Source organism: Butyricimonas faecalis, assembly GCF_003991565.1.
GTDB classification, from domain to species: Bacteria; Bacteroidota; Bacteroidia; order Bacteroidales; family Marinifilaceae; genus Butyricimonas; species Butyricimonas faecalis.
Genome location: NZ_CP032819.1, coordinates 162,203 through 176,081, shown reverse-complemented (window position 1 = coordinate 176,081; position 13,879 = coordinate 162,203). Strand labels below are relative to the sequence as shown.

Sequence of the window (13,879 nt, the reverse complement as noted above, 5' to 3'; positions counted from 1 at the left end):
GGCACTCACCTTTTCGTTGTCTTCGCAGCACTCCCCTCATTCTTTGCACGAGGAGCCCGTTTCTTTTTTTCTGGACTTTTTTCTTCTTCGGTGATGTTGTCGCTCGCGATATTACGCATTTTTTCCATATCTTCCACACGTGCTATAAAGTCACTCAGCACATTCATATAGTTTATGAATGCTTCGTACGGGGTTTCATAAGGTGAAACATAACGATGATAGTCGTTATCGGAGAACAGTTTCGTCCGCATATAGTAGAAATGGTCGCTAGCCTGCAGGCGAGAGTAGTCTTCGTTCAACTCCGGATCATTTAATGCTTCCACTTTAGGCTGTATTTTGAACAACTCTTCAAAGGCTTCATTTTGCAATTCATTTCCCAGCCACCCGGTAATATCTTTTTCTTCATCCGCCCAAGAAATGGGGTAAGGCACATGCAAAGGAGCCACCGGCTGATGTTTTTTCACCGCCTCACCGGGGGTCAGGAATTCAAAATCGGTGGTCGAGAATATGTATTCAGGCAGAGAACGCATAAACTCGAAAATTCCGGTTTCCGCCAATTGGTTTTCACCAAACGTCTCGTAGTTCATAAACAAATTCACGATCTCGCTATCCCGCGTACTATCTTTTAACCAACGGGCATATTTATCTGCCGTAAGAGGCCATTCATGCCAGCTATGATCTGAAAAACGCAGGGTCAAGTCGTCGCTTAACCGGGAATTTTTCAATAACAGTTTCAACCGGGGATTCATCACGTTCGTGTAAACGAAATTCGGACTCTTCCACCCCAACACATGCTTTGCCCCATCGGTCAGCATGGACTCAAAGCCCATGGCAGCCACACGTTCCCCGATCTGATCGGAATATATCAACGAACTATTTCGCAACGTCACGGGTTTTTGCCCGAACAACTCTTCCATTTTAGCGGCATGTCGTCGTACTTGCCTCTCGAATTCATCGGTATCCGACAAAGATGCCAAAGAATGGGCATAGGTTTCCGCCAAAAATTCCACGCAACCGGTCTTTGCCAATTCTTGAAAACTTTCAATCACTTCCGGGGCATGAAGAGCGAATTGTTCCAATGCCGAGCCGGATATGGAAAAACTCACTTTAAAATTCGTTCCATAGCGCTTGATCAAATCCATGATCAAATGATTCATCGGCAGATAACATCTTTCAGCGATTCGCCGTATGGTGGAACGATTCACGTATTCGTCAAAGTAATCATGACGTTTACCTATATCAAAAAAACGATACCTTCTTAATCTTACGGGTTGATGTATCTGGAAATAAAAACACAATGTCTTTTTCATAATTTTACATTTTAAATTTTACATTCTACATTCCCAAAACGTCCTTGTACACGTTCTCCACTTTCAACGCTGCATTCTCCCATTTCAACTGGTTCACCTCGTCCAATCCTTCTTTTCCGGCCATTTTGCCTAAAGCGGGATAAGTCAGCAGCCCATATATGGCATCAGCCAGCGCGTCAACATCCCAGTAATCTACTTTTATGGAATGTTTCAAGACTTCCGCCACCCCGGACTGCTTGGAAATAATGGTGGGTACCCCCGCACGCATCGCCTCCAACGGGGATATCCCGAAGGGTTCGGACACGGAAGGCATCACGTACACGTCACTATACGAGAACATTTTCTGGACATCATCACCCCGTAAGAACCCGGTAAAGTGAAACTTCGTGGCGATTTTTAACTGTGCCACACGTCGAACCGAGCGATTGAATAAATCCCCGCTACCGGCCATCACGAATCGGACATTCGGGTAACGTTTCAACACCTTGTTCGCCGCTTCGATAAAATATTCCGGTCCTTTCTGGAATGTAATTCTACCCAAGAAAGTAACCACTTTTTCTTTCACGCCACGATCAACTTCAATGTCCTCACGCGTTTGAAAATCCACGGCATTATGAACCGTCACCACTTTGTCCGGATTGATCCCGTAACGATTGATCACGATGTTTCGTATCAGGTTGCTCACGGTAATGACCCGGTCGGCAGCTTCCATGCCGCGTTTCTCTATATCAAACACCTGCGGGTTGACATTTTCCCCGCTCCGGTCAAATTCCGTGGCATGTACATGGATGACCAACGGCTTTCCCGAAACTTTTTTCGCCACGATCCCGGCCGAATAGGTCAGCCAGTCATGCGCGTGGATAATATCAAAATCCTGTTGTGCCGCTATTGTCCCCGCCACCATGGCGTAACGGGCCACTTCTTCCATCAGGTTGCTCCCGTATTTACCGGAAAATTGGAACTTGTTACGAAAAACGATATGCTCGGAATGTTCGCCCGTCTTGATCGTCTCCGTTACCGTTCTTTCGAAGGTTTCCGGATCCAGATAAGGAACAAGATTCGAACCGATTTCCATAAAGTTTACATTCTGCCAGTATTCATCCAAGGTGGAATACTCGCTCATCATTTCGACATCACTCGCATTAATGATTTTCACGACACTTTGATCTTCATCACCCCCGGCTTTCGGCATGACGAACATCACTTTGACTCCATGTTTAGCCAAGCCTTTCGTCAACCCGTAACTGGCCGTTCCCAAGCCCCCTGCAATATGCGGTGGAAATTCCCACCCAAACATCAATACTCTTATGCTCATAATATATTCATTTGCAAATTCGGAAATGGTCTAATTCGATTCATTTTCATATTTCCTGATTAATTTCATACTTCGAAGTACCTCCCCGACACTCCAGGCCTGAGAAATACTTCCATTCGGATGATGTGGTGGATCGCCATCATACACTTCTGCAATTGAACACAGGCCGTAAAGTGTCATGTCATCCTCGTATCCATCCAATAATTCTTTAGCTTCCGGCAAGAACTGCTTCCCGTAAAGTTTAAGGTTAGCCTCGATATATGCCCCGATCAACCAAGGCCATACGGTTCCTTGATGGTAAGCGTTATCCCGCTCCTCCTGATTACCCTCGTAATGCCCGCGATATTTCGGATTTTTGGGAGATAATGTCCGTAATCCTTTAGGCGTGAGCAGCTCTCTGGTAATCACTTTCAGCACCCGTTCCTTCATATCATCCGTGACCGGAAAATAAGTTAAAGAACAGGCAAACACCTGATTGGGTCTCACATCCAGATTCTGTCCTTTCTCATCCGCGTAGTCTGCCAAATACCCCTTCTCATCATTCCAGAACGTTTCCACGAATGATTTACGAATCAATTCGGGCATATCCTGCCATTCTTGAATGAAAGCATTGTCTTTTGCCTCTTCAGCCAACCTCAGCATGTAACAAACCGCATTATACCAAAGAGCGTTGATCTCCACGGCATATCCCGACCTCGGTGTCACGGGTACTCCCCGCACGACGGCATCCATCCATGTCAGTGCTTTTCCAGGTTGTCGGGCCCAGATCAATCCATTCGGATCCATTCTCAAGCCCGGGTTCACGCCATCCCGGAAAGCGGTCAAGATTGATTTCATTTTACCGCCATAATTTTTCCATACGACGCCCGGCTCTCCCTGGGCTTTATCGTACTCCTGAACGGCCCAGAAGAACCACATCGGGGCATCTATCGAATTGTAGGCCGCCTTATCGCCTTTACCGATGTTCGGGAACAAACCGTTGTGCAGTTGGCGAGCCATGGTATCAAGCACCTCTTTACAGGTTTTCAGATCCGACCCGGCAGCCAGCGTCAATCCCGGCAAAGCAATGAATGTGTCGCGACCCCAGCGTCCGAACCACAGATAGCCGGCAACAACTTCCGTATCTTTACCTTCATGCACGATAAACTGGGAGGCAGAATAGGTCAAACAACTTTCGAAGTCATCCCGACGCTCCCGTTTATTTTCCATTTGCTGAAATTTACGTTTCAACGCGGATGTCTTTACCTCTTCGGTTGAAGCTGAAAATATGATGCTTTCTCCTTTTTTAATCGGGACTTCGAAATAACCGGGAACAAACAGATCTTCCTCGTAGTCATAGCCCCGGTTCTTTTCCTCCAAGTATTCTATATTATAATACCAATCAGGCACAGGCACAAACTCGTTCTCCTTGCTCAACTGCATGTTCAATGCCGGAAAACCGACATACAATTTTGAACGGATGCCATTCTCCACGTGGTCGAATTTGGTGTTTGCCATCATGTTCGCCTTGCTTAAAGCATGAACATTGCGATAAGCCAAAAACGGTTTCAACCGCAAGAATGTCTCCGAATGAGCGTCCTCCAATGTATAACGAATCATTAATTGAGTTTCGTTGTGCACCAACAAAATTTCTTTCTTCAGCACAACTCCCCCCACCCGGTAAGTAAGCGTGAACAAGGGATCATAGGCCAGATCCACGATATATTTATGTCCTCTAGGTTCATACACCCCGGGATATTTATGGATTCCCAAATTAAAAGATTGCCCGTGTTGAACGATCGTCTCGTCCAAAGAGGATAACAATACATGATTCTCTCCCCCGAATTCCGAAATCGGTAATACAAGTAACCCGTGATATTTCCTCGTGTTGCAACATACAACCGTTGTCGAAGAATATCCCCCGGCTCTATTGGTTGATAAAACTTCTCGCTTCAAAGAATATTCCAGATTTACCAACTCTTCTTTGTTGAATTTCAAATAACTCATCATCTAATTTTAGATTTTAAATTTTAGATTTATGATTAACCATTATCTCTATACCTAAATCGTAAATCACAAATCGTAAATCATTAAGAACGCTTTAATACAAATCCCGTCCTCGCGGGTATATACAAACTCAGTTGTCCCCTACCCGGAGAAACGTATCGGGTAAAGTGTTCCATTTTCTCGTCAATTCTACCCAGCCCGTCAAAATTCTTGCTATCCGTGTCCAACAGCATCGTGTATTTTCCGGAAGGAGCGTCAAAAACGTAATCCGGGAACGACTTTTCCGGGTTAAAGTTGAACACGAACAGATAGTCTCCGCGGGTAAAAATCAACACCTGACGCTCGTTGTCCCGCACCAACGGTTCCGGACGCCAGTGAAATACACGTGTTTCATTCACGGTCTGGATCATCGACTTGTCGAACGCGTTCAAAAAGCGGAAACGAAGATTTTCATCATCCACCAAACTCCATAAACGCCGGGCATGGTCGTAACTCCACCCGTTACCCTCTCTCGGAAAATCGATCCATTCAGGGTGCCCCCATTCATTTCCCATGAAGTTCAGATAACCGTCGGCCGCGGTTCCGATAGTCACCAAACGGATCATTTTATGAAGTGCCATTCCCCGCTCGATAAGTATATTCTTGTCAAACACGCCCATCGAAGTATATATGGCCTTATCTACCAGACGAAAAAATATGGTCTTGTCTCCCACCAATGCCTGATCATGACTTTCCGCGTAACTGATCGTATGCTCTTCTTCCCGTTTGTTGGTCAACTCGTAAAAAAGATCGCCGACATGCCATTCCTCATCCCGTTTCTCTTTCAGTAATTTAATCCAGTAATCCGGTGTTCCCATGTTCATCCGGTAATCGAATCCCATGCCGCCATCCTCTATCGGGCTGGCAACACCCGGCATACCGCTCATGTCTTCGGCAATCGTGATTGCCTCCGGATCAACCTGGTGAATCACCCGGTTAGCTAGTGCCAGGTAAGTAATTGCATTCTCATCTTGATTCCCGTCATAATACAAGTTATATTCCGTGAAGTCTTTGTCGAGGCCATGATCCCAGTATAACATACTGGTAATCCCGTCAAAACGATAACCATCAAAATGAAATTCCTCTAACCAATATTTACAATTCGAGAGCAAAAAATTAAGCACTTCATGTTTTCCATAGTCAAAGCATCGAGATCCCCACAAGGAATGGAATCCCCGATTTCCGGGGTAGAAGTATTGATCGTAACTACCGTCAAAACGACTTAAGCCTTCCACTTCATTATTTACCGCATGAGAATGAACAATGTCCATAATCACCCGGATACCCATGCCATGAGCCGTGTCAATCAAGGCTTTTAACTCATCCGGAGTCCCGAAACGCGAACTCACGGCGAAGAAATTTGCCACCTGATAGCCAAAGGAACCATAATACGGATGTTCCTGCACGGCCATCAATTGTATGGTATTGTATCCCAAATCAACAATACGCGGCAACACGAACAAACGGAATTCCGTGAAAGTTGACACTCTCCGATGCTCCGTGGACATGCCGATGTGGGCCTCGTAAATTAACGGATATTCTGATCGTTTGGGGCTTTCGTGACGCATCTGGTAAGGATTTAACGGATCCCACACCTGCGCGCTGTATATTTTCGTGTATTCATCCTGAATGACCCGTCGTACATGGGAAGGCAAGCGTTCCCCACTTCCCCCGTTCCACTCCACGAGCAAACGGTAAAGCATTTTATGCTCCAACGTCTCTTGAGGCAGTTTGATTTCCCAATTTCCGTTCCCCACTTTGGTCAATGCATAGTCAGGATGTTTCCTCCAGTCATTAAATTCCCCTAACAGGTAGATGGCCGTGGCATTCGGTGCCCATTCCCGAAACACCCATCCCTCATTCGTTCGATGCAACCCATAATACAAATAAGAATTACATGAATCGGACAAGCGAGTTGTCCGGTAAGTAAATTCCCGTTCCATCGCCAACACTTGCCGGTGTCTTTTTTCTATAATTCCAGCAAATGGCCTTAATAATTTATCGTCTTCTACGAGTTTTAGCATCATATATCTATTTTATTTCTATTCTTCATCTAATAATATATATCCCAAATGAACTATTTTTATGTTACGTTCCGGTTGTGATACTATTACTAATAAGTTACGTAGAATCGCGGCTTTTGTTCTCTTGCAGGTCTATAAATCCTCCCCCTTTCTATAAAATCGACCTACAGTAGTTTGAGTCGAATACAACAACCTTCTATTCTGCTACAATATACAACTTTTGAACCACAAATCATTCTTTTTGAATATAAATTTGTTAATCATGTAAAATATTACAATTTTTCAATCTTTTGAAAATTTCTTATCTTTGCTCACCTAATGCAAATCGAGTATGAGCAATATATTAGTTAACACGGCATATTTCCCTCCCGTTCAGTACGTTGCAAAAATAGAGGAGTGTACTGAAATATGGATTGAACAATACGAAAGCTATGGTAAACAAAGCTACCGTAATCGATGTGACATTATGACTGCCAACGGGGTTATGACGCTATCTGTACCTGTCATGAAAGGCTCGTCTGTAAAGATGTTGACCAAAGACGTGCAAGTTGACTATTCCACGAACTGGCAAAAGCTCCACTTCAAAGGGATCGAGTCGGCTTACAAAAATTCCCCGTATTACGATTACTACATCGACAACTTCATGCATTTTTTTGAACGGAAGGAGAAGTTTCTGTTGGATCTCAACACCAAAATTCTACAAGAGCTCATGGATAACCTGCAACTCCACCGCCCGATCAAATTCACGGAAGATTATTACCCGACATACGACACGCTCACCGATTTGCGGGATGTTATCCACCCGAAACCTTCCCGCCGCCGGGCTGAAGACCCGTTTATCGCCAAACCTTATCACCAAACCTTTGCCGAAAGATTCCCTTTCGCTCCCAATCTTAGCATCCTCGACCTATTATTCAATATGGGGCCGGAAAGCCTAGAATATTTATGATTTATGATTGGTGATTGGTGATTTGCGATTCTATCAATGCTTTAGTTCCCTGAGGGGCTTTAGCTATTGACGTGGGGAATTTTATTTTCATCTAAAATTATTAAAGTATAATCACGGCTATAAAGCACTATCTTTGTTAATAATCTAATCTTTCAGTATTATGCCGATCAACAACTCTAAAAATTATCAATCTATGCATGAAATCGTAAAATACTCCCCTCTTTTTTACGATGCCAATGGTGTGTTCCATAAAAATGAATGGACTTCTTGTAGTGAAATCGGGAAAAGTTTTGATGGTAAGAAACTAACTACTGAAGAATACTTCACAACAGAAAATAATTATATATTAGCTATGTGTGAGATAATTCGTGTAACAGGCTCTGCTCACATGACAGTGGAATATCTTGAAAAAGATGAACTATGGATAGAACAACGGATGAAGACTTCAAAAATAAGAGAGCAAGATTTGTTACTTTTGCCAACAGCATTAAAGGTGAAACAAGGAGACAGGTTAAGTATAAGCGAGTTTTCCGAAGTTGCGAGATTATGCTTAAGAGAATATCTTTATGGAGAATTTGTTGACATAAATTATCGGCTGCGAATCATTTTCGGGTATGATTATTACATGAGTATTGAAAGTGATTTGGATAATGGGATGTTAAAGAGCATTGCCAACAAACATTCTTTGTATCTTGACCCAAGATAGAACATATTAAAACATGGTAGAAGATATGAAATTCATAGCACTTAGCATTTTGTGCTATCTTATGGCATGTGTATTTACACCATTCTACTATTTTGGTATGGCTGACGATGATTATTTCTTAGGTAGCATATTTTGTTTACTCTTCGGATGGGCTGGAATACTATTTCATGAAGGATTTTTGAAAATATACTTCTTGGCATGGTATTCTAATATAACATACGTTTTTGCGATTAGGCGTTTAATAAAAAACCAATATAAGCGTTTCTTAACATGGAGTTTTGTTACAATTGGATTGGGCTTTATGTTTGCATTTATGGTGCATGTATAGCGTATATTTCAAATGATGTGATTGAGTATTATCTGTCAAGTCCTGTGACAGGTGATACAATGTCCATTGCAGAGGAGCATTTGGGATATAGTGAAGATATTTTACAAGGTAACAATCTCACATCACTTGCTTCTCAACTTAAAAAATCTTCAATATGGTATTTTTGGTGGAATTAAGTATGTTTATGAAACGCATTCGGAAGAATAAGATATACAGGTGGTTATCATATATCATTTGTGCAGTTGCTTTTTTCACGACGTATTGTTATATTCACAGTATCATTGCACATACCATCATTCACTTCCCTGTGTGGATGTGGGGTGTCATTCCAGTGATAACAATTATCGTATTATTGCTGAACAATAGAATTAAGAGAATAACTGTATTTTTGAGTATTATTTTGGGAGGTTGTTTGGGAATTCTTATTACAGGTATAATAATCGTTTTATTCTATACAACAAATTATTGGTTCGCCAGTTCCCAGGAATACCGTCTTGACGCATACGTTATAGGAAAGAAATATCATAAGGGAGCTACGGGTGGTCGTCGCCATTTTAATCTTCCAGAATACAATGTGTACTTAAAATTTTCAAACAGCAAAGAATTATTTGATTTGGATGATCCAAAAGCTTACAAAAAATTCAATCAAGGTGATATGGTAAGAGTTTCCATAGTTAACGGTCTTTATGGTATTCCTATCATTAAGAATTTATCTTCAAAATAAATCGAAGAAACCATATGATGTTGAAAGAAACAATATTATTGTTTAATTGAACCAAATCCACCAAAACCGTGTTCCCACTAAATATACACCTTCAATTTTAACAATCAATTTTTCTAGAACAAGAATCTGTAATTAATATCTCCTCAAGAGAAGAATTTAATAATTTTATCTCGTATGGATCATGAGTTATACAATATACATTTTTACTCAAATCAATAGCAATAAAATCTCCATTTTCTAAATCAACTAAATGATAAAAGGTCTTTTGCTCCAATTTAACCTCATAAACATTTGAGGGAATAATCAACTTTCGTTCTTCAAATGTAAGTAATTTTTCTATTCGAAAATAATCATTAGAAACTATCATCTTTTTTTTAAAATATCTAGTATCAATATTAACTACATCAATATCAAATTCATTATCACAATTAATAGAGTAACCAGCTAATGTACCTGATGTACATCCGATCGTGTACTCGAGATACTTTCCTGATTTTTTATCAAAAACTTGAATATTAACTAATAAATATGAAGCTTCATCAGGTTTATCATACCTATCCACTATTTTCGAATTATAACCAAAAGTTTTCCAGTGTGGTAAATCCCCCAAACCACTCAAAACTGTTTCTAATAGATTTGCATCTATTTGTTCTAACAAATAGTGATATTGACAAGGTAGTTTTTGTAGTGTATTTTTCAACAAATCCATTTCCCATTGTTCTATTCTCCTCCTTCCTTTCCTACGAAACAATCTTTTCCACATAATCAACTAAAAATTTGTAAACCAATTATATTGTTTAAACCAACCTACTTCAGATTTTATACCTGCACGCAAGAATCTAAATCTATAAGAATCAAGTAAGGTAATCGTACCTCGCTTTCAATTCCCCGCCCGTGGTCTTGACCTCACTCAACAAATTTAAGACATTGTACGATAAATTCAAAGCACGGCGACTATCATTTGTCAAGTTGCCGTTTTTGTCGTAAGTATAGGTGGAAGTTGCCGTGGAACCCGGTAAATAAATATCTCCCGTGGGGGATGTCCGGATATTCTCGGTTAATCCCGTCAACTAGTTACCCATGCACCCACAACATCCAACCAAGTACACCCTTGATTTGTCAACATTTTCGCAATCGAATCCATAAAACCGAGCTACAGCGTATTCCAAAGAGAAGTTCACGCTTTTGATTTAACTCTAAACGTCAATTTTTAAACTTGTAACTTTTAATGAACTTGTAACCTGCAACTTTTTAATTCGCTGAAGACGAATTAAAAAATCTGTTTCACCACCTTCAGCGTATGCGTGTAACGCTTTAAATCTTCATTGAAAATACCGTGATGATCGATTTTATCCACCCGGACTTTTCCGGAGGCATGGATAATTCGCCCCTGTTCCCATAAAATACCGACATGAGTAACGGCACCTAAAGAATCACCGAAAAATGCAAGATCTCCCGGCTGTGCCTCTTCTAAAAAGGACAACGTCAGCCCTTCACAGGCCTGTTGCTCGATATAGCGCGGAAGCGTAATCCCCGCCAGACGATACACCATTTGTACTAATCCGGCATTGTCGACACCATTGGGAGTCCGTCCCCCCCAACGATAAGGAGCATTGTAATACATCAACGCGTATTGAATGAGTAATTCCCGTAGACTTTCAATCCCGACCTCCCGTAAAAAGCCCTTCACAGCATACTCCTCCTCCCCGATCATCAACTTTTTCGCGTAGGCATCATAGAACGGCAGCACACTCCCAGCCACCACCAACTTGTTTTCCCAATCTCCCTTTTTAACCACCAGATTAAAAACCTCACTCATGACCATTTGATCGGAGGCCTGATACTTTTTCACGAACTCTTCACTTACCTCCTTGTATATTTTACGATCAATCCACCCACAAGTATTATCATGTAACAAGCGGATATTAAGCCATTTATCCTCCTCTTCCAGTACCTCGTACACCTCCCCGAACAACAACTGAGAAACCATTTCGCTCCGTTCCGATTTTTCCCGTCGCATGGGGATAACACTTAAATCCGCTATACCAAAAGTCATACCGTACAAAATTGAAAATTGAAAGTTACGAAAATAGAGTTTTTTTATCTAACTTGCAATCGAATTCAATGATTAAAATACAATCTGATTATGAAGAAGTTAGTCGTTTTAACAGGAGCCGGGATGAGTGCCGAAAGTGGAATTCGTACCTTCAGGGACAGCGACGGTCTATGGGAAGAATACAATGTCATGGACGTTTGTACCCCGGAAGCATGGCAACGTGACCCGGAATTAGTGAACCGATTTTACAACGAGCGTCGCAAGCAGCTCTACGAAGCACAACCCAACGCCGGACATTTTGGACTCGCGGAACTCGAAAAAGACTTCGACGTCCAGATCATCACGCAAAACATCGACGACTTACACGAACGTGCCGGAAGTACGAAGGTTTTACACCTACATGGAGAACTCAAAAAAGTCAGAAGCAGCCGGAACCCGAACTTGATATACGACCTTGACGGTTGGGAATTAAAGCTAGGCACGAAAGCCGAGGATGGAGCCATCCTACGTCCTCACATTGTTTGGTTTGGTGAATCCGTTCCAAATATCGAACCGGCCATAGAGCTCGTCCAACAAGCCGACATTCTCGTGATCATCGGGACTTCGCTAGCCGTGTACCCGGCAGCCAGCCTGTTGCATTATGCACCTGCCGGTTGTCGTATCCTACTAATCGATCCGAAAATACCAGAAAGTGTCAAAAACAGCAAAATTGAATTCATTGAAAAAGGAGCCTCCGAAGGAGTTAAAATCCTGAAAGAAAAACTGAGTAATTTATGATTTATGAATTACGATTTACGATTGCCCAAAAGCGTCCGCCCGTGCGGCAGGAATCTAAAATCATAAATCGTAAATCTAAAATTCGTAAGTGACTGGAATCTAAAATTTAAAATCTAAAATCTAAAATTAATTTATGGCCCGCGGTAAAAAGCCCCTACTGGAAAATATAGAAATCAAAAAAATCGCCGCAGAAGGCAAATCCATCGCTTACGTGGATGAAAAAGTATTATTCGTGCCGAACACCGTACCCGGTGACATCGTCGACGTACAAGTCACCCGGAAACGTAAAAGTTTTCTGGAAGGCTTTATCGTTAACGTGCGAAAATTCTCTGATATCCGCACGGAACCTTTTTGCGCGCATTTCGGAGTATGTGGCGGATGTAAATGGCAAAACCTCCCCTATCAGTTGCAGACTGAATTTAAACAACAGGAAATCGTTGACAACCTGCAACGAATCGGTAAGGTTGAATTGCAAAATGTATCCCCGATTATCAGCTCACCCAAGACTACCTACTACCGGAATAAGCTGGAATATACCTTTTGCAATAAACGCTTTCTGACACGGGAAGAAATCGCCAACGGTCAAGACATCGACCGGACTCCGGCCGTAGGTTTTCACGTCCCCGGACTATTCGATAAGGTGATCGACATAAAGAAATGCTATCTGCAAGCCGAACCGTCGAATGCCGTGCGTAATTTTATCCGGGACTATGCCATCGAGCATGAATTCAATTTTTATGACATCCGTGAACAAGCCGGATTTTTACGCACCTTGATCATCCGTACCTCTTCCACGGGAGAAGTCATGGTCATCGTTACGTTTGGTGAAGAGAATAGAGAGGCTCGGGAAGGTTTATTGAATGCCCTCGTGCAACAATTCCCCGAAATCACCTCTCTCATGTACGTCATCAATGAAAAGATGAACGATACGATCACCGATCAGGAAGTGATCTGTTTCCATGGGAACGACCACATTTTCGAACAAATGGAAGATCTAAAATTCAAGATCGGCCCGAAATCCTTCTACCAGACCAACTCCGAACAAGCTTACAACTTGTACGCGAGAACAAGAGAGTTGGCAGGATTAACCGGAAACGAGGTAGTATATGACCTTTACACCGGGACCGGAACCATAGCCAACTTCGTGGCCCGTAACGCACAAAAGGTCATCGGGATCGAATACGTTCCGGAAGCCATTGAAGATGCCAAAATCAATTCGGCTCTCAACAATATCCACAACACGCTATTCTATGCTGGAGATATGAAAGACGTGCTAAACGAAGAGTTCATCCGTCGCCACGGTCACCCCAACGTGATCATCACCGATCCTCCCCGGTCCGGTATGCATAAAGATGTCGTGGATACCATTCTAAAAGCAGCTCCTGAACGCATTGTTTACGTGAGTTGCAATTCTGCTACCCAAGCTAGGGATTTAGCCCTTATGGATGCAGATTACAAGGTTATGGCCGTACAAGCCGTAGATATGTTCCCGCACACGCATCACGTGGAGAATATTGTATTGCTACATCGCAGATAATAATATTCACCTAAAACAAAAAGATTCCCTCTCTTGTGCGTAAAGAGAGGGAATTATCTTTATAACTAGCTATTTTCTTTGGAACTTATATACAAGTTTAAGTACATGACAAAAATTTGAATACAGCG

Annotated in this window: 14 protein-coding genes; 7 read left to right on the top strand and 7 right to left on the bottom strand. The window is 42.2% G+C overall.

Translation table 11 applies throughout. The annotated features are described in order from the left end of the window. Positions 1–5: 5 nt before the first annotated feature. The 4 genes from D8S85_RS00730 to D8S85_RS00715 all read right to left on the bottom strand — a co-directional run bounded on the left by D8S85_RS00730 (position 6) and on the right by D8S85_RS00715 (position 6,677). Positions 6–1,310 (bottom strand): glycoside hydrolase family 57 protein, encoded by a 1,305-nt coding sequence (locus D8S85_RS00730; protein WP_106624359.1) that lies wholly within the window; start codon positions 1,308–1,310, stop codon positions 6–8. A gap of 25 nt (positions 1,311–1,335) precedes the next feature. Further along, positions 1,336–2,619 carry a glycosyltransferase family 4 protein gene (locus D8S85_RS00725; RefSeq protein ID WP_317128933.1) on the bottom strand — a complete coding sequence of 428 codons (1,284 nt, stop codon included), beginning with the start codon at positions 2,617–2,619 and terminating at the stop codon, positions 1,336–1,338. A 36-nt stretch (positions 2,620–2,655) separates the two neighbouring features. Further along, on the bottom strand, positions 2,656–4,614 hold the full coding sequence (locus D8S85_RS00720; protein ID WP_240648782.1) for an amylo-alpha-1,6-glucosidase: 1,959 nt from the start codon (positions 4,612–4,614) through the stop codon (positions 2,656–2,658). A gap of 80 nt (positions 4,615–4,694) precedes the next feature. Further along, entirely contained in the window at positions 4,695–6,677 is a 1,983-nt protein-coding gene (locus tag D8S85_RS00715; RefSeq protein WP_106624357.1) for an alpha-amylase family glycosyl hydrolase, read from the bottom strand. Positions 6,678–7,005: 328 nt separating this feature from the next. Here D8S85_RS00715 and D8S85_RS00710 point away from each other — a divergent pair, with 328 nt between their 5' ends. From D8S85_RS00710 to D8S85_RS00695, 5 genes are all read left to right on the top strand, one after another. After that, on the top strand, positions 7,006–7,623 hold the full coding sequence (locus tag D8S85_RS00710) for a WbqC family protein (protein ID WP_106624356.1): 618 nt from the start codon (positions 7,006–7,008) through the stop codon (positions 7,621–7,623). 193 nt (positions 7,624–7,816) lie between these two features. Further along, on the top strand, positions 7,817–8,329 hold the full coding sequence (locus tag D8S85_RS00705) for a hypothetical protein (RefSeq protein WP_127074703.1): 513 nt from the start codon (positions 7,817–7,819) through the stop codon (positions 8,327–8,329). Between the two features lie 13 nt (positions 8,330–8,342). Then, complete coding sequence (locus tag D8S85_RS21380) at positions 8,343–8,657, top strand: hypothetical protein (RefSeq protein ID WP_172726454.1); 315 nt, start codon at positions 8,343–8,345, stop codon at positions 8,655–8,657. Then, on the top strand, positions 8,600–8,833 hold the full coding sequence (locus D8S85_RS22195; protein ID WP_106624354.1) for a DUF4253 domain-containing protein: 234 nt from the start codon (positions 8,600–8,602) through the stop codon (positions 8,831–8,833). The genes D8S85_RS21380 and D8S85_RS22195 overlap by 58 nt, the downstream gene beginning before the upstream one ends. Continuing rightward, positions 8,812–9,381, top strand: a complete 570-nt coding sequence (locus tag D8S85_RS00695; RefSeq protein ID WP_106624353.1) for a hypothetical protein — start codon at positions 8,812–8,814, stop codon at positions 9,379–9,381. Before D8S85_RS22195 ends, D8S85_RS00695 begins: the two co-directional genes overlap by 22 nt. A 97-nt stretch (positions 9,382–9,478) precedes the next feature. On the opposite strand, the gene D8S85_RS00690 is transcribed toward D8S85_RS00695, so the two are convergent. The 3 genes from D8S85_RS00690 to D8S85_RS00680 form a co-directional block, all read right to left on the bottom strand. Continuing rightward, on the bottom strand, positions 9,479–10,144 hold the full coding sequence (locus D8S85_RS00690) for an SMI1/KNR4 family protein (protein ID WP_106624352.1): 666 nt from the start codon (positions 10,142–10,144) through the stop codon (positions 9,479–9,481). 91 nt (positions 10,145–10,235) lie between these two features. Beyond that, positions 10,236–10,451 (bottom strand): hypothetical protein, encoded by a 216-nt coding sequence (locus D8S85_RS00685; protein ID WP_106624351.1) that lies wholly within the window; start codon positions 10,449–10,451, stop codon positions 10,236–10,238. A 200-nt stretch (positions 10,452–10,651) separates the two neighbouring features. Continuing rightward, entirely contained in the window at positions 10,652–11,437 is a 786-nt protein-coding gene (locus tag D8S85_RS00680; protein WP_127074702.1) for a C40 family peptidase, read from the bottom strand. Between the two features lie 90 nt (positions 11,438–11,527). Between D8S85_RS00680 and D8S85_RS00675 the strand changes: the two genes are divergently transcribed. Both D8S85_RS00675 and rlmD read left to right on the top strand, forming a co-directional pair. Beyond that, positions 11,528–12,214 carry an SIR2 family NAD-dependent protein deacylase gene (locus D8S85_RS00675; protein ID WP_106624349.1) on the top strand — a complete coding sequence of 229 codons (687 nt, stop codon included), beginning with the start codon at positions 11,528–11,530 and terminating at the stop codon, positions 12,212–12,214. A gap of 133 nt (positions 12,215–12,347) precedes the next feature. Beyond that, positions 12,348–13,751, top strand: coding sequence for a 23S rRNA (uracil(1939)-C(5))-methyltransferase RlmD (gene rlmD, locus D8S85_RS00670; protein ID WP_106624348.1), 1,404 nt, complete (start codon positions 12,348–12,350; stop codon positions 13,749–13,751). Positions 13,752–13,879 lie beyond the last annotated feature (128 nt).